Source organism: Thioclava sp. GXIMD2076, from assembly GCF_037949795.1.
In the GTDB taxonomy this organism is placed as follows: domain Bacteria; phylum Pseudomonadota; class Alphaproteobacteria; order Rhodobacterales; family Rhodobacteraceae; genus Thioclava; species Thioclava kandeliae.
On record NZ_CP149932.1, the window covers coordinates 2,128,369 to 2,144,435 of the forward strand.

Consider the following 16,067-nt stretch of genomic DNA (forward strand, 5'->3'; position numbering starts at 1 on the left):
ACCCCTGTGACCACCCCATATCGCCGTGATCTTCCGCGACTGCGGGCGATGACACATCTTTCGCCGAGGATCCTGTCCGGGATCACCCCGCCCGGGGTTGGCAGCTCTCCCCCGGGTTTCACCCCCACCCACCCCGGACAGGAACTCCGCGCGCGCCAGAACGGCGCATGGGCCTCGGGCCAGCCGAAACTTTCCTGACATTTGCGTGTGAGCGTCGGATACATGATGTATTCCGGCGCCTTGTTCGTTACGAGGGCGGCAGAAACTTGCCAACCCTCCAAGGCCCCTATAGGGTGCGCGCCGGATACAAAGGCGCGTCTCGCGCCCTCTGGCCCTAAGGAAAGGACCCAAAGTCAATGTTCGCGACTCCCGCATATGCTCAGGCAGCTGGCGCAGCCCCCGGTGGTATGGCCGCTCTCGGTCAGTTTTTGCCGCTGATCCTGATCTTCGTCATCATGTATTTCCTGCTGATCCGTCCGCAGCAGAAAAAGGCGAAACAACACCGCCAGATGGTCGAAGCCCTGCGTCGCGGCGACGAGGTCGTGACCCAAGGCGGGATCATGGGCAAGGTTACCAATGTGCGTGAAGACGGCACCGTCGAGGTCGAGATCGCGGCTGGCGTGAAAGTGCGCGTTGTGAAGTCGACCATCGGTCAGGTTGTGTCCAAGACCGAACCCGCTGCTGAAGCGAAATAAGAACGAAGGCGCCGGCCATGCTGCATATCCCGCTTTGGAAGCGTATTCTCATCATTGCCCTATGTGTCATAGGGCTTGCGATGGCCGCGCCAAATATCTTCTATTCCAAGGTGGAGGGGCATAATGATGCGGTCTCTACCCTGGAAAAAACCGACGCGCTGAGCGATGACCAGCAGGCGGCCATGGATGCATGGCCCAGCTGGCTGCCCAGCGGTCTTGTCAATCTGGGTCTCGACCTTCGTGGCGGGGCCCATCTTCTGGCCGAAGTCCAGCTTTCGGATGTCTATGCCGCGCGGATGAAATCGCTCTGGCCCGAGATGCGCACGGCCTTGGCCAAGGACCGTTCGACCATCGGCGCGATCCGCCGTGTCGAGAGCGCCGATGACGAGCTGAAGATCCAGATCGGCAATGCCGACCAGATCCAGACCGCCGTCGCTACCGCAAAAACCCTTGCGTCCCCGATCACCTCGCTTTCGGGTGTGGGGCAGGATGACCTCGATATCTCGGGGCAGGGTGATATTATCACTGTCAAGCTCTCGGATGCCGAGAAGCAGGCCACCGATGACCGCACGATGCAGCAATCGCTGGAAATCGTGCGTCGCCGGATCGATGCCGCGGGCACCCGCGAACCTACCATCGCGCGTCAGGGCTCCGACCGCATCCTCATCGAAGTGCCCGGCATCGGCTCGGCACAGGAGCTGAAGGATCTGATCGGCACGACCGCGCAGCTGAACTTCATGCAGGTCAATGGCACAACGCAGAATGCCGATGCCAGCGCCGGTCAGGGCAATATCCTCGTGCCCGATGCCGAGCGTGAGGGCCTCTATTATATCCTTGGCGACGTGCCGGTTGTCTCGGGCGACGCGCTGACCGACGCCAAAGCCGCCACCGACCAGAACGGCTATCCGGCGGTGAGCTTCCGCTTCAACACCACCGGTGCGCGCCAGTTCGGCGATTTCACCGCCAGCCATATCGGCGAGCCCTTCGCCATCGTGCTCGATAACGAGGTGATCTCCGCGCCCACAATCCAGACCCATATCGCGGGTGGTTCGGGCATCATCACCGGTAATTTCACCATCCAGCAATCAACCGATCTGGCGCTCCTGCTGCGTTCGGGCGCGCTGCCGGCCAAGCTGAACTTCCTCGAGGAACGCACCATCGGTCCGGAACTCGGCGCCGACTCGATCCGCGCGGGCGCGATTGCGGCCGTGGTGGGCCTCACGCTCGTCGTGGCCTATATGATCGCAAGCTACGGTCTCTTCGGAACCTTCGCCTCGGTGGCGCTCCTGATCAATATCGGGCTGCTCTTCGGCATCATGTCGATGATCGGCGGCACGCTGACGCTGCCCGGTATCGCGGGGATCGTGCTGACTATGGGCACGGCGGTGGATGCCAACGTGCTGATCTACGAGCGGATCCGTGAGGAGCTGAAGCGGGTCAAAGGCCCCGCCCGCGCCATCGAGATCGGTTACGAGAAGGCGATGTCGGCCATCATCGACGCCAATGTCACCACCTTCCTGACCGCCGTCATCCTCTTCGTGCTGGGGGCAGGTCCGGTGCGCGGCTTTGCCGTGACGCTGATCATCGGGATCGTGACCTCGGTCTTTACGGCCATCTGGGTGACGCGCCTGTTCGTCGTCACATGGTTCGGCCGCCGCCGTCCCAAAACGCTAGATCTCTGAAGGAGCGAAACCAATGGCATTCCGTCTCAAGCTCGTTCCCGACGAGACCAAGTTCGACTTTTTCAAACACCAGCTGATCACCTTCTGGGGCTCCATGGTGCTGATGGCGGTGGCGCTCGTCATCACCTTCGTCATGGGCCTCAATCTCGGTATCGATTTCCGCGGTGGCACGACCATCCGCGCCGAGAGCAGCAAGGAGGTCGATGTGGGCGCATGGCGCAGCGCGCTGCAGCCGCTCGATCTGGGCGATGTGGTGATCACGCAGGTCTATGACCCGTCCTTCGATGCCGACCAGCATGTGGCCGAAATCCGTATCCAGGCGCAGGATGACGAGGGCTCGGTCAGCCCGCAAACCGTGTCCGCTATCGATACCGCGATCAAGGGCGTTGCACCCGATGTGAAATTCACCGCAACCGAATCCGTGGGCCCCAAGGTTTCGGGCGAGCTGATCAAGACCGCGATCCTGTCGGTCCTGGCCGCGGCCGCCGCGATCCTGATCTATATCTGGTTGCGCTTCGAGTGGCAGTTTGCCGTGGGTGCCGTGCTGGCGCTGCTGCACGATTTGCTGATCACCGTGGGCGTCTTCTCCCTCTTCCAGATCAAGTTCGACCTGACGATCATCGCGGCGCTTCTGACCATTCTGGGCTATTCGATCAACGACACCGTGGTGGTCTTCGACCGCTTGCGCGAGAACCTGATCAAATACAAAACGATGCCGCTTCGCGAGGTAATGAACATCTCGGTCAACGAGACGCTCTCGCGCACGGTCATGACCTCGGGCACCACGCTGCTGGCACTGATCTCCATGCTTGTGCTGGGCGGTGATGTGATCCGTGGCTTCGTCTTCGCGATGACCTTTGGCGTGCTGATCGGGACCTATTCCTCGGTCTTCGTGGCCAAAAATATCGTGCTGATGATCGGCCTGAACCGGACCGAGAAAAAGGATCCTGCCGAGGAATTCTTCGACAAGACCACCAAAGCCGAGACCAAGTAAGCGATAGGTGCCGCGATGCAGATGACCGAAGCCAGCTTTTCCGGAGCCCTGCCCATCGATGGATACGGGCCGGGGTTCTTCCGGATCGGCGGCGAGGTGCGTCGCGGCGCGCAACTGGTTTACGGGGCAGGGGTTGCCGATTGGGGCGGGTTCGAGGACCTTGATCCCATTCGCGCGCTGGTCGGCAAAATCGATGTGCTCTTTGTGGGCATGGGCGCCGATATCGCTTTTCCGCCCGCCGCGTTTACCGCCGCCATCGAGGAACTGGGCCTGATGCCCGAACCGATGTCGAGCCCCTCTGCCGCGCGCAGCTATAATGTTCTCCTGACCGAAGGCCGCCGCGTGGCTGTAGCGCTTCTGCCCATGCCGGGTGATCTTCCGCCCGAATTGCAGGGCTGAGATAATGGCTCTTCTCAGTGTCGAAGATCTCAGCGTCGCCCGTGCGGGGGTGCCGATCCTCTCGGGCGTTTCCTTCACCATGGATCGCGGTGAGGCGCTTGTTCTGCGCGGCCCCAACGGCATCGGCAAGACGACCCTTCTGCGCACCATCGCCGGATTGCAGCCGCCGCTTGGCGGGCAGATGTCGCTTGCTGCCGAGGCGATGGCTTATGCGGGGCATTCCGACGGGCTCAAATCCACGCTGAGTGTGACCGAGAACCTGACATTCTGGGCCGATATCTATGCGACGCGCAGGATCGATCATGCGCTGTCTTTGATGAATCTCGAGGCGCTGGCGGATCGCGCCGCCCATAGTCTGTCGGCGGGGCAGAAGCGCCGCCTCGGCCTTGCGCGGCTTCTGGTGACCGGCCGCCCGATCTGGGTGCTCGACGAGCCGACCGTCTCGCTCGATCAGGCATCGGTGGCGCTCTTTGCAGAGGCCATCCGCGCGCATCTTGTCTCGGGCGGCGCCGCTCTCATGGCCACCCATATCGATCTGGGTCTGCCCGAGGCGCGCGTGCTGGAGCTGGCGCCTTTCCGTGCCGATCCGCTGGCACCGCCTACCGGTCTGACCGGCGGCTTTGACGAGGCGTTCCTATGAGAGCACTCCTTCTTCGGGACTTGCGTCTGGCCTTCCGCGCGGGCGGCGGCTTCGGGCTTGGTCTGGCCTTTTTCCTGATCGTGGTCACGCTGGTGCCCTTCGGGGTTGGTCCGCAGGCCGAGGTGCTTGCCCGTATCGCGCCCGGCATCCTCTGGGTCGGCGCGCTTCTGGCCTGTCTTCTCTCGCTCGACCGGATCTTCGCGCTCGATTACGAGGATGGCTCGCTCGACCTTCTGGCCACCGCGCCGATGCCGATGGAGGCCGTTGTGTCCATGAAGGCCTTGGCGCATTGGCTGACCACGGGCCTGCCGCTGGTGATCGCCTCGCCCTTGTTCGGGTTGCTTCTGCATCTCGATCCGCAGGGCTATGTCTGGCTGGTGCTGGCGCTCCTTCTGGGCACGCCCGCGCTCTCGGTTTTGGGGACGTTCGGGGCCGCCCTCACCGTGGGGATCAAACGCGGGGGGCTTCTGCTATCGCTTCTGGTGCTGCCGCTCTATGTGCCGACGCTCATCTTTGGTGCCGAGCTGGTGCGGCGCGGAGCGCAGGGTATGAGTGTCGAGGCCCCCGCCTTCGTGCTGGCAGGGATCACATTGGCGTCGGCGGCGCTGGTCCCGTTTGCATCTGCCGCGGCAATCCGCGTAAATCTGAGGTAAATCAAGGCCACCTGCGCCCGTGGCGGGCGAAAGGTAGCCCATGTCCGTTGAAAGGTTCCGCCACCGATGTCGATCTGGGAATACGCCAATCCGGTCAAGTTCATGCGAACGACCGATAAGCTGCTGCCATTCGTGGTAGCCCTCACGATCCTGACCCTCGTCCCGGGGCTGGTCTGGGGCTTTTTTTTCACGCCCGCTGCCGATAATTTCGGTTCCAGCGTGAAAGTCATCTATGTCCATGTGCCCTCGGCGATGATGGCGATCAATATATGGATCATGATGCTGGTGGCCTCGCTGATCTGGATCATCCGCCGCCACCATGTCTCGGCACTGGCGGCCAAGGCTGCGGCGCCTGTGGGGATGGTGATGACGCTGATCGCGCTGGTGACCGGTGCGATCTGGGGCGAACCGATGTGGGGCACTTGGTGGGCATGGGATCCGCGCTTGACCTCCTTCCTGATCCTCTTCCTCTTCTATCTGGGCTATATGGCGCTCTGGGCCGCGATCGATAACCCCGATACGGCGGCCGATCTGACGGGTGTGCTGTGCCTTGTGGGCTCGGTCTTTGCGCTTCTGTCGCGCTATGCGGTGAATTTCTGGAATCAGGGGCTGCACCAGGGCGCGACCCTGTCGATGGATCGCGAGCAGCATATCGCGGATGTCTACTGGTTCCCGCTGTTGCTGTGTATGGTGGGCTTTGGGCTATTGTTCCTGACCCTTGTGCTGGTGCGAACCCGCACCGAGATCCGTCGCCGCAGGCTCCACGCACTCGAACAAAGGGAGCGGATGGTCTGATGCTCGATCTTGGAAAATACGAATATACGGTCCTTCTGAGCTGGGGCGCCTGCCTAGTATTGCTGGCCGTGGTGATCGGCGTGACGCTCTGGCAGAGCCGCCGTGTGAAGGCCGCTCTGGCGCGGCAAGAAGCGCGCATGGAGGAGATCCGCAATGGTTAAGCCTCTTATGCTGGCGCCGCCGCTGGTCTTTGCGGCCCTTGCGGGGATGTTCATCTGGGGCATGTCGCGGCAGGATCCGAGCCAGCTGCCCACGGCCTTTGCGGGCAAGCCGGCGCCCGAGGTGCAGCTGAGCGCCTTGGGGACGCTTCCCGAATTTTCCAGCGCCGATCTGAAAGACGGCAAGGTAAAGCTGGTGAATTTCTGGGCCTCATGGTGCGCGCCCTGTCGGGTGGAACATCCCAATCTGGAATCGCTTGCCGGACAGGGGGTCCAGATACTTGGTGTGAACTATAAGGATAACCCAGATAAGGCACTGGCGTTTTTGGATAGTTTGGGTAATCCTTTCGCCCGTGCCGGGCAGGATCCCGAGGGCCAGATGGCGCTTAACTGGGGCGTCTATGGCGTGCCGGAAACCTTTGTCGTGGATGGGGATGGGAAGGTGCTGATGCGCTATGCCGGCCCTCTGACCGATGATGTTATTTCCCAGAAAATTCAGCCGCTTCTGGGGCAATCCGAATAAACAGCGAAGCTTCAGAGGTTTTCTTCCGCGGCGGGATCGCTAGGGTCTAGGGATATGCCTTCGAAAGGAGCTCTCATGAAGCTGTTCGTTTATGATCATTGTCCGTTCTGCGTGCGTGCGCGTATCCCCTTCGGTCTGAAAGACATTCCCTTCGATCTCGGGTTTCAGTTGAATGATGATGAAGAGACACCGATCCGTATGATCGGGGCCAAAATGCTTCCCATCTTGCAAGATGATGGGAAGTATATGGCCGAGAGCCTTGATATTGTTCACTATCTTGATGCGCTCGACGGGCTTCCGGTTTTTGGGGGCGCGCCCGATCCTGCTTTGGTCGAGTGGCTGGAGAAATGGAACGATGTGATCAATGATCTGGTAATTCCACGCACCCCGGACCCGGTCTATCCGGAATTCGCGAGCCCCGAAGCGATCGCCTATTTCACGCGCAAGAAAACCGCCACCTTTGGTGATTTCGATGGTTTGAAGGCCAGAACGCCGGAGTTGATTGCATCTCTCGAACTGGGGCTCGAGGCGCTGGTGCCGTTACTGCCGGATGCCGAGGGGGCCTCGATCAACGATATCCTGCTCTTTCCGGTTTTGCGGTCGCTTTCTGTGATGGACGGGATCCGCTATCCCGCCGCAGTCGATGCCTATCGCCACCGGATGGCTGAACGAAGCGGTGTGCCGTTGGTCAGTGCGCTTCGCGCGTCTTGTTAAGTATTCCAGACCGGTTTGGAGATTTTTCAAACCGGTTTGAATGCTCTTACTATGTAATTTTTCGATATGCCGATGGGCCTCACTGAGACTGTAGGGATTATCACGCGCATGGTCCTCAGGTTTTTTCTCATTATCGCCATCCAAAGCGCTTTGATTAGCTCTCAAAGCGCTTTGGATTAGTTAATCCGATGCCGGCCACCCGGTTGCATCTGCGCCCAATCCGGCCAAAGCCCGAGCCAATCGAGCCCCAGTATGAGCAGCGCACAGGCCGCGACGATCAGGACGATCCGCACCTGACGTTTGGAAGGAGGATGGCGAACCCATTTCGCCATCCGGAAGAACCAGATGAGGTTCATTGCACGTCATCCAGAAATCTAACCGTCCCGATATAGGGCAGGTTACGGTGGCTCTGCGCGAAGTCCAGACCATAGCCGATTACGAACTCGTCGGGGATCTCGAAGCCGCACCAGTCAGCCTTCACATCGACCTCGCGCCGCGAGGGCTTGTCAAGCATCGCGCAGCAGGCGATCTTTCGTGGACCGCGTGCCCGCAGCATCTCCATGATCTTTGAGATCGTATGACCGGTATCGACGATATCCTCGACCACAAGCACATCCCGACCGCCGATATTTCCGCGTAAGTCCTTCAGAACACGAACTTCCCGTGAGGAGGTTGTCTCGTTTCCATAGCTCGACGCCTCGAGGAAATCGACCTCGCAGGGCAGGTCGATCTCGCGGATCAGATCGGCTATGAACACAAAAGATCCACGCAGAAGCCCTATCACCACCAGTTTGTCAGTGCCTTGGAAATGTTCGGTAATCTCGGCGGCCAGAGTTTCGACCCGTGCCGCGATCTGCTTGGCCGAGATAAAGGTTTCGATCTCATAGGGACGATCAGTCATCGTATTGCGCTCCTTTGCAGAGCCGGTCCGGTTGATCGGCTCTTGAATCTCCCTTCGTTTATCGCAAGTAAAGGGGCGGCGAAACAAGGGTAACGGGAAGAAGGTCGGCTATGCCTAAACAATCTGACAGCCGCGTGCTGCCGTATACGGCACAGCAAATGTATGATTTGGTGGCTGATGTGCAGAGCTATCCGAAATTCCTGCCTTGGAACTCGGCCGCACGTATCCGCTCGACGACTGAGCAGCCCGATGGGTCAACGGTGATGCTCGCGGATCTGGTGATCTCGTTCAAGGTCTTCCGCGAGCGCTTTGGCTCGCGCGTGACGCTTTGGCCCGAGACAAAGCATATTGACACCGAATATCTTGACGGGCCGTTTAAATATCTCAAAAGCACCTGGGATTTCGAGGATCTGCCCGAGGGCGGCTGCAAGGTTGATTTCTTTGTTGATTTCGAGTTCAAGAACAAGATCTTGCAAGGCGTTATTGGCACGGTTTTCAATGAGGCAATGCGCCGGATCGTGAAGGCCTTCGAGGACCGCGCACATGATCTATACGGTGTGAAGTAAATACGCCAACCGGTTGCCAGACAGATAAAAAGCCGCCCCGAGGGGCGGCTTTTCCGGTCTCAGGATGTATGGTCGTAGGCGCGTTCGCCATGGGCGGCGAGATCGAGCCCGCTATTCTCGTCTTCCGAGGAGACTCGCATCGGGAAGACGAGACCGACGAGCTTGGCGATGATCCAGCTGAGGACGATCGTATAGACGCCCACCATGATGAGTGCGCCCAGTTGGGCGATCCATGCGCCATGGCCCAGAGCCGCGATCATGATGGTGCCAAAAATTCCACCCACGCCGTGCACGGCAAATACATCGAGCGAGTCGTCGATCTTCAGCTGGTCGCGGAGCAGGATCACGGCTTCCTGACACAGAATACCGGCGATGGCGCCTATCAGGAGCGCCTCCAGAGGGCCAACATAGCCGGAGGCGGGGGTGATGGAGGCCAGTCCCGCGATCGTGCCGGTCACCAGACCGATCAGGCTGGATTTGCCGAATTTGATCCGCTCCCAGAGCGCCCAGGAGAGTGAGGCGGCGGCCGCGGAAATATGGGTGACGGTGATCGCCATTGCCGCGCCACCATCGGCGGCAAGCTGCGAGCCACCATTGAAACCGAACCATCCGACCCAGAGCATGCCCGCACCGATGGCCACCAACACCGGCGCATGCGGCGGGGTGTGACGCTTCGCGCGCGGTCCGACCATGACGGCCAGAAGAAGGGCTGCGAGGGCTGCGGTTTCGTGCACGACGATGCCGCCTGCGAAATCCTTGGTGCCGACCGCGCCGAAGATGCCTCCATCGGCCATCATGCCACCGCCCCAGATCCAGTGTGTAACGGGCGCGTAAACGGCGAGTAGCCACAGGGCACAAAAGCTCAGCACAAAGGCAAAATTGATCCGCTCGACAAAAGCGCCGAGGATCAGTGCCGGAGTGATGATCGCGAAGGTCATCTGGAAAGCGAAGAAGCAGATTTCGGGAATTGTCCCGCGGAGATCGTCAGGGGTGATGCCGATCAGGGCGAATTTGCCCAAACCGCCCCAGAAACCGTCGCCGCTGCCGAAGGCCATCGAATAGCCGAAGAGCAGCCAAAGGAGGCTCATCAGACAGGCAACGGCAAAACATTGCATGAATACCGAGAGCACGTTCCGCGCCCTGACAAGACCGCCATAGAACAGGGCAAGCCCTGGTAATGTCATGAACAGGACCAAGGCTGTCGCAACCATGACCCATGCCGTATCTGCTCCGCTCATCCGATTTCCTCCGTGAAAGATCGCGCCGAGGCGGCATATATCCTATGGAAGACCGGTAAAGGGGCAAATCGCCAATAATGGCGGTTAATATGTAGTCGTTATGAAGAAAGATTACATATTGTGCATAAATTTCGGCTCCATGATCAATTTTGCGCCGAAATAAAAATATAAATATGCTTATTTAACAGACGTCAGGATTAAAGAAAGGGCGTGTTCACGGGTGTGGTGGCGGACAAGTCCGCGTCCGATTGCACCGTAATCGCAGGTCCATGTCTGTGGCGGGGCCCCTGTGCGGGCCAGTCCGAAACAGACGCGGCCTTCGGGTTTGTGCTCGGAGCCTCCGGGACCCGCGATGCCCGTGACCGAAACGGCAATCGCTGCCCGGCTATGGGCGAGGGCGCCTGCGGCCATAGCAGACGCGACCTCTTCCGAGACAGCACCATACTGGGCGATGGTTTCTGCGGGCACGCCCAGCATCTCGGTCTTGGCCGCGTTGGAATAGGTGACAAAGCCACGCTCGAACACGGCAGAGGATCCTGCGATATCGGTCAGTGCCGCCGCGATCATGCCGCCTGTGCAACTTTCAGCCGTGGCAATCATGAGGCCTCTGGCTTTGGCGGCGGCTATTACGAGGGGGGCAAGATCGGACATGGCGGCCTCCGGCTCAGGACATCAGGATCAGGGGGATATGGTAGAGGGCTGCGAGGATGATCGTGCAGATGCCGGCAAAGACGCCGGCGATCAGATCGTCCAGCATCACGCCCTGCGGTGTATGCAGACGATCCGCCCAACCCACGAGTGAGGGCTTCCAGATATCGAAGAGCCGGAACAGCAGGAAGGCCGCGATAGGCCCCGGCCAGACCATGGACATATCGCGCATGTAGAAGCCCACGGCAGGGAACAGCATGGCCAGCCAGAGCCCTGCGACCTCGTCGATCACGATCTCGGACGGATCATCGGAGGGGCGGTCCTTCAGCTCGGCAGGGACCGTGATGAACCCCACCACCGTTGCCAGAACAAAGGCAATAACCAGCGGCCAGAAGCCCAGCCAATGCTCTATCGCCCAGCCGACGATCAACGCGGCAAGCGACCCCCAAGTGCCCGAGGCCGGTTTCAGCTTGCCCGACCAGAAGAAGGTATTGATGAAATTCAGCATGGATGTCTCCTTGGGGGCGCAGATAGGACGGCGAGCTTACTCGGCAATCAGGGTGACGGTGGCGATGGAGGCGATGCCCTCCTCGCGGCCGGTAAAGCCGAGACGTTCGGAGGTGGTGGCCTTGACCGATACACGGTCCGGCTCGATCTCCATGATGCGCGCCAGCTCGGCCATCATCTCGGGCGCATGGGCCCCGACCTTGGGGCGCTCGCAGATCAGGGTGACATCGGCATTACCGATCCGGTAGCCCATCTTGCGCGCGAGTTTTGCGGCATGGTCGAGGAAGATCCAGCTGGCCGCGCCCTTCCATTGCGGATCACTGGGCGGGAAATGCCGTCCGATATCGCCCTGCGCCAAAGCGCCATAGATCGCATCGGTCAGCGCATGCATGCCCACATCGGCATCCGAATGGCCTAAAAGCGCTTTGGAATGCGGAATCTTCACGCCGCACAGCACCACATGGTCGCCCTCGGTGAAAGCATGCACATCATAGCCATTGCCCAGTCTTACATCCATTGCGGCATCCTTTCTTGCTCGCAGGATCGCCTCGGCGCGGGCGAAATCTGCGGGATAGGTGATCTTGAGATTATCTTCATGCCCAAGCGTGATCGCGACGTCCATCCCCGCCATGCGCGCAATCTCCACATCATCGGCGGCAGGGCCCTCATGGGCGCGGTGCGCGGCGAGGATGGCGTCGAAGCGGAACCCCTGCGGGGTCTGCGCACGGTAGAGGCCCGTGCGGTCGCGTGTGCCGCTGACCAGATCCTGCGCGCCGGTCCAGAGCGCATCCGAGACGGGCAGGGCCGGTGCTGCTGCAGGATGGTCGTCGAGTGCGTGCAGAACGCCTGTCAGCACCTCGGCGGGCAGCAAGGGGCGCGCTCCGTCATGGATCAACACTTTGCTTATATTCTGGTCGGCAAGGGCCTCCAAAGCGTTTCGGACAGACGCATCACGGGTGTTGCCGCCCGCAACCAGCGTAACTGCTCCGCCGGTTAGTGCCAGCCCCCGCGCCATATCATCGGGATGCAGCACCACGACGACGCGTGCACATTCGGCATTGGCGGAGGCTAACGCCTTATAGCAGCTTGCAATCGTATGACGCAGCACGGGTTGGCCGGCAAGCATCTGCCACTGTTTGGGCTCCTCGCCACCGGCGCGTGTGCCACGCCCAGCTGCGACGATTATCATCGCGATCGACATCGAAACCTCTTGCACGTCGAAATCTTTGCCAAAGCCTTAGGCGATGCGGAAGTTCTGTGCAATCAGAACAGGCTTTTATTGAAATGCGGTCGATTTCCGCGTATATTTGCATAATAATTAGGCAGGTGCATATTTTTCCTGCCTTTTTAACGGGAGATTCGCCTCAGAGGATTTGTGATTCAGCCGATGAGGCGGTAGCAGAAAACCAGAGTTATTTCGGGATGGTCCGTGTCTATTCAGCTTCAAGATGTCTCTATCGATCCGCCGGTGCTACTGGCACCTATGGCCGGAATAACGGATAAGCCGTTCCGCAGCCTTGTTGGGGGCTTTGGGGCGGGGCTCGTTGTGTCCGAGATGGTGGCCTCGGGCGAGATGCTGACGGCCAAGCCCTCGGTACGGGCCAAGGCGCGCACGGATATGTCGCTCGATATGCCCTCCTCGGTCCAGCTGGCGGGGCGCGAGGCGCAGCCTATGGGCGAGGCGGCCAAGCTGGTCGCCGGAATGGGCGCGCGGGTGATCGATATCAATATGGGCTGTCCGGCGAAGAAGGTGACGGGCGGGGCGTCGGGCTCGGCGCTGATGCGCAACCCCGATCATGCGCTGACGCTGATCGAGGCGGTGGTTGCCGCCGTCGATGTGCCGGTCACGCTGAAGATGCGCCTTGGCTGGTGCGATGACAGCCGCAATGCGGCCGAGATCGCGCGCCGTGCCGAGGCTGCAGGCGTCCAGATGATCGTCGTGCATGGCCGCACACGCATGCAGTTCTACAAGGGCAGTGCCGATTGGGCCGCGATCCGCGAGGTCGTGGAGGCCGTCGATATTCCGGTGATTGCCAATGGCGATATCACCAGTGCGGCCAGCGCCCGCGCCGCGCTTGAACAGAGCGGGGCTGCGGGGGTGATGATCGGACGTGGTATTCAGGGGCGGCCATGGCTTTTAGCGCAGATTGCCCATGAGATCCACGGCACGCCTGCGCCTGCGATCCCGGAGGGGATGGATCTGGCCCAGATGATCCTTGGCCATTACGAAGAGATTTTAAGGTTTTACGGCGCGGAGCTGGGCCTGCGGCTCGCCCGCAAGCATCTGGGCTGGTATGCCGAGGCTGCCGGTGCGCCGCTGCGTGACGAAATGGTGCGGGCCCAGACGCCGGAGGCCACGCGCGCTCTGATTCTGGCCGCTTTTGGTGAGAGGATGGCTGCGTGACACTGCCTGCCCCCGGCGTAATCTGGAATTCCCTGCCTATTCCGGCACTTCTGATCGACCGAGACGATTGTGTGAGCGAGGTGAACCCTTCGGCCGAGCAGTTTCTCAACCTCTCGGCGCGCGCGATGCAGGGCAAATCGGTCTCCGAGCGGCTGGCGATCAATGCGCCTCTCGAGGAGATCTTCGCCCGCACCCGCGCTGGTCAGACCACCGTTTTCGTCAATGATGTCGAGGTGACGACAGGAGAGAAAGCGCCGGTGCAATGCAATCTGCAGACCTCGACGCTGGGCTCCGATCCCGACCAGATCCTGTTCCTGATTACTCCGCGCGAGCTGTCTGACCGTCTTGGCCGTGCCAATATGGCCAAATCTGCCGCGCGCTCGGCGATCGGTATGGCCGAGATGCTGGCCCACGAGATCAAGAATCCGCTGGCCGGTATCGCGGGGGCGGCCCAGCTGCTGTCGATGGGACTGACCGGCGAGGATCTGGAACTGACCGACCTCATCGTCGACGAGACGCGGCGTGTGGTAAAGCTTCTGGAGCAGGTCGAGCAGTTCGGCAATGTCCGGCCGCCCGAGAAAAAGCCGGTGAACATCCATGATGTGCTGGACCGCGCACGCAAATCGGCGGAGGTCGGGTTCGGCGGGCATATGGAGATCCGCGACGATTACGATCCGTCGCTGCCGTTGACGCTGGGCGATGCCGACCAGTTGGTGCAGGTGTTCCTGAACCTTCTGAAAAATGCCAGCCAGGCCGCGAAAACCGAAGGCACAATCACGATCCGGACCTTTTACGAGCACAAGCTGCGCATCCGGACGGCAGATGGCCGCGGGAAGGCTTTGCCCCTGCAGGTCGAGATCATCGATGACGGTCCGGGCATTCCGGCCGATATCGCTGCTAATGTTTTCGAGCCTTTCGTTTCAGGGCGCGAGAACGGCACGGGGCTTGGCCTCGCGCTCGTGTCCAAAATTATTTCCGACCATGACGGCTGGATCAATCTCGATTCCGTCCCCGGTCGGACCGTTTTCCGTATTTCTCTGCCAGTCGCCCGATAAAAGGAGTAGCCCCGATGGATGGTACAGTCCTTGTAGCTGATGACGATCGCACGATCCGTACTGTTTTGACCCAAGCCCTGACGCGGGCGGGGTGCCGTGTTCACGCAACCGCGTCGCTGACCACGCTGATGCGCTGGGTCGAAGAGGGCAAAGGCGATCTGGTGATCTCCGATGTGATGATGCCCGATGGCAATGGTCTCCAACAGCTCCCCAAGATCGCGGAGCACCGTCCGGGCATGCCAGTGATCGTGATCTCGGCGCAGAACACCATCATGACGGCGGTGCAGGCGGCCGAAGCGGATGCTTATGACTACCTGCCCAAGCCTTTCGATCTGCCCGATCTGATGAAGCGGGCCCAAAAGGCTTTGGAGCAGAAGCGCAAACAGCAGGTCTCGCCGCCCAAACCGGTCGAAATCGAGGTCCGCGAACCGCAATCCGATCTGCCGCTGGTGGGTCGCACGCAGGCGATGCAGGCGCTTTACCGGCTTGTTGCACGGGTGATGAATGCCGATCTGCCGGTGCTGATACTTGGGGAATCCGGAACCGGAAAATCGCTGATCGCGCGGGCTATTCATGATTTCTCCGATCGCCGCACCCTGCCATTCGTGGTCGCTCAGGCCTCCGATCTGCAAGGGGCCGAAGGGGCGTCCTCGCTGATCAGCCGCGCCAAAGGCGGTAGCCTCGTCTTTGACGAGGTGGGCGATTATGACGATGAGACCCAAGCGAAGATCGTGCGTCTTCTCGATAGCCTTCCCGATCCGGCGCCGCGTATCATGGCCACGACGCAGGTCGATCTGGCCGCGCTGATGGAAGCCGACAAGTTCCGGCAGGATCTGTATTACCGCTTGGGCGGTGTGACGCTGGCGGTGCCGCCGCTGCGAGAGCGTGTCGAGGATATTCCGCTTCTGGCCGAGCATTTTCTGGGGCGTTCCGAGACGGAAGGCCTCGGCCATCGCCTCTTCTCGACCGAGGCCATGGCGCTCGTGCGGGCCTATGCATGGCCGGGTAACGTGCGCCAGCTCGAGAATACGATCCGCCGTCTCGTGGTGACCTCGTCCGAGGACGAGATTTCGCGCAACGAGGTCGAAGCCGTTCTGGGCAACCAACCCGCAGTCGAACCGCTGCGCCCGGGTGGAGAGGGCGAGAAGCTGTCGGCCTCCATAGCGCGCCATCTGCGCCGTTATTTTGATCTGCATGGTGGCAACCTTCCGGCGCCCGGTCTCTATGACCGGATCCTGAAGGAGATGGAAGCGCCGCTGATCGAGATTGCGCTCGATGCGACAGGGGGCAATCAGGCCCGCTGCGCCGATCTGCTGGGGATCAACCGCAATACCCTGCGCAAGAAAATCACCGATCTCGACATCCAAGTTACGCGCCGCCGTAAGCTGACCTGAAAGTGACACCGCCCGAACCTGTTTCGGGCGGCTTTTTGCCCAAGAATTGATTTAATTAGTATGTCCGAGGCTTTATGAGCGTGACACTCCTGCCGCGCTGA

At 60.6% G+C, this 16,067-nt stretch carries 20 protein-coding genes; 14 read left to right on the forward strand and 6 right to left on the reverse strand.

Annotation, left to right across the window (positions count from 1 at the left end; all coding sequences use genetic code 11):
• The first annotated feature begins 356 nt into the window (after positions 1-356).
• From yajC to grxB, 10 genes are all read left to right on the forward strand, one after another.
• Complete coding sequence (yajC, locus tag WDB91_RS10495) at positions 357-695, forward strand: preprotein translocase subunit YajC (RefSeq protein WP_339112512.1); 339 nt, start codon at positions 357-359, stop codon at positions 693-695.
• 17 nt (positions 696-712) lie between these two features.
• The gene (gene secD, locus WDB91_RS10500) at positions 713-2,377 is read left to right on the forward strand and encodes a protein translocase subunit SecD (protein ID WP_339112513.1); all 1,665 of its coding nucleotides are present in this window, start codon (positions 713-715) and stop codon (positions 2,375-2,377) included.
• 13 nt (positions 2,378-2,390) lie between these two features.
• Entirely contained in the window at positions 2,391-3,371 is a 981-nt protein-coding gene (secF, locus tag WDB91_RS10505) for a protein translocase subunit SecF (RefSeq protein ID WP_339112514.1), read from the forward strand.
• A gap of 15 nt (positions 3,372-3,386) precedes the next feature.
• The gene (locus WDB91_RS10510) at positions 3,387-3,770 is read left to right on the forward strand and encodes an Mth938-like domain-containing protein (RefSeq protein WP_339112515.1); all 384 of its coding nucleotides are present in this window, start codon (positions 3,387-3,389) and stop codon (positions 3,768-3,770) included.
• Positions 3,771-3,774: 4 nt separating this feature from the next.
• Positions 3,775-4,410, forward strand: coding sequence for a heme ABC exporter ATP-binding protein CcmA (ccmA, locus tag WDB91_RS10515; RefSeq protein WP_339112516.1), 636 nt, complete (start codon positions 3,775-3,777; stop codon positions 4,408-4,410).
• Positions 4,407-5,063, forward strand: coding sequence for a heme exporter protein CcmB (ccmB, locus tag WDB91_RS10520; RefSeq protein WP_339112517.1), 657 nt, complete (start codon positions 4,407-4,409; stop codon positions 5,061-5,063). Before ccmA ends, ccmB begins: the two co-directional genes overlap by 4 nt.
• Before the next feature lie 66 nt (positions 5,064-5,129).
• Positions 5,130-5,858: a heme ABC transporter permease gene (locus tag WDB91_RS10525; RefSeq protein ID WP_339112518.1), complete on the forward strand. Its 729-nt coding sequence runs from the start codon at positions 5,130-5,132 to the stop codon at positions 5,856-5,858.
• Positions 5,858-6,019, forward strand: a complete 162-nt coding sequence (gene ccmD / locus WDB91_RS10530; protein ID WP_339112519.1) for a heme exporter protein CcmD — start codon at positions 5,858-5,860, stop codon at positions 6,017-6,019. The genes WDB91_RS10525 and ccmD overlap by 1 nt, the downstream gene beginning before the upstream one ends.
• Entirely contained in the window at positions 6,012-6,539 is a 528-nt protein-coding gene (locus WDB91_RS10535; protein ID WP_339112520.1) for a DsbE family thiol:disulfide interchange protein, read from the forward strand. Before ccmD ends, WDB91_RS10535 begins: the two co-directional genes overlap by 8 nt.
• Before the next feature lie 75 nt (positions 6,540-6,614).
• The gene (gene grxB, locus WDB91_RS10540) at positions 6,615-7,253 is read left to right on the forward strand and encodes a glutaredoxin 2 (protein WP_339112521.1); all 639 of its coding nucleotides are present in this window, start codon (positions 6,615-6,617) and stop codon (positions 7,251-7,253) included.
• Between the two features lie 176 nt (positions 7,254-7,429).
• Here grxB and WDB91_RS10545 read toward each other — a convergent pair whose 3' ends face one another.
• Together WDB91_RS10545 and hpt are read right to left on the reverse strand one after the other, a co-directional pair.
• Positions 7,430-7,609: a hypothetical protein gene (locus WDB91_RS10545; protein WP_339112522.1), complete on the reverse strand. Its 180-nt coding sequence runs from the start codon at positions 7,607-7,609 to the stop codon at positions 7,430-7,432.
• Positions 7,606-8,154, reverse strand: coding sequence for a hypoxanthine phosphoribosyltransferase (gene hpt, locus WDB91_RS10550; RefSeq protein ID WP_339112523.1), 549 nt, complete (start codon positions 8,152-8,154; stop codon positions 7,606-7,608). The genes WDB91_RS10545 and hpt overlap by 4 nt, the downstream gene beginning before the upstream one ends.
• Positions 8,155-8,264: 110 nt before the next feature.
• Between hpt and WDB91_RS10555 the strand changes: the two genes are divergently transcribed.
• Positions 8,265-8,720: a type II toxin-antitoxin system RatA family toxin gene (locus WDB91_RS10555; RefSeq protein ID WP_339112524.1), complete on the forward strand. Its 456-nt coding sequence runs from the start codon at positions 8,265-8,267 to the stop codon at positions 8,718-8,720.
• A gap of 59 nt (positions 8,721-8,779) precedes the next feature.
• On the opposite strand, the gene WDB91_RS10560 is transcribed toward WDB91_RS10555, so the two are convergent.
• The 4 genes from WDB91_RS10560 to WDB91_RS10575 all read right to left on the reverse strand — a co-directional run bounded on the left by WDB91_RS10560 (position 8,780) and on the right by WDB91_RS10575 (position 12,314).
• Complete coding sequence (locus WDB91_RS10560) at positions 8,780-9,958, reverse strand: ammonium transporter (RefSeq protein WP_339112525.1); 1,179 nt, start codon at positions 9,956-9,958, stop codon at positions 8,780-8,782.
• Between the two features lie 177 nt (positions 9,959-10,135).
• On the reverse strand, positions 10,136-10,609 hold the full coding sequence (locus tag WDB91_RS10565) for a CinA family protein (RefSeq protein WP_339112526.1): 474 nt from the start codon (positions 10,607-10,609) through the stop codon (positions 10,136-10,138).
• 13 nt (positions 10,610-10,622) lie between these two features.
• Positions 10,623-11,114 carry a phosphatidylglycerophosphatase A gene (locus WDB91_RS10570; RefSeq protein WP_339112527.1) on the reverse strand — a complete coding sequence of 164 codons (492 nt, stop codon included), beginning with the start codon at positions 11,112-11,114 and terminating at the stop codon, positions 10,623-10,625.
• A gap of 36 nt (positions 11,115-11,150) precedes the next feature.
• Entirely contained in the window at positions 11,151-12,314 is a 1,164-nt protein-coding gene (locus tag WDB91_RS10575) for a bifunctional 2-C-methyl-D-erythritol 4-phosphate cytidylyltransferase/2-C-methyl-D-erythritol 2,4-cyclodiphosphate synthase (RefSeq protein WP_339112528.1), read from the reverse strand.
• Between the two features lie 228 nt (positions 12,315-12,542).
• On the opposite strand from WDB91_RS10575, the gene dusB reads away from it, so the two are divergent.
• From dusB to WDB91_RS10590, 3 genes are read left to right on the forward strand one after another with little or no spacing between them, the layout of a single operon-like run.
• Positions 12,543-13,517 (forward strand): tRNA dihydrouridine synthase DusB, encoded by a 975-nt coding sequence (dusB, locus tag WDB91_RS10580; RefSeq protein ID WP_339112529.1) that lies wholly within the window; start codon positions 12,543-12,545, stop codon positions 13,515-13,517.
• Positions 13,514-14,572: an ATP-binding protein gene (locus tag WDB91_RS10585; protein ID WP_339112530.1), complete on the forward strand. Its 1,059-nt coding sequence runs from the start codon at positions 13,514-13,516 to the stop codon at positions 14,570-14,572. The genes dusB and WDB91_RS10585 overlap by 4 nt, the downstream gene beginning before the upstream one ends.
• 14 nt (positions 14,573-14,586) lie before the next feature.
• Complete coding sequence (locus tag WDB91_RS10590) at positions 14,587-15,966, forward strand: sigma-54 dependent transcriptional regulator (RefSeq protein WP_339112531.1); 1,380 nt, start codon at positions 14,587-14,589, stop codon at positions 15,964-15,966.
• Positions 15,967-16,067 lie beyond the last annotated feature (101 nt).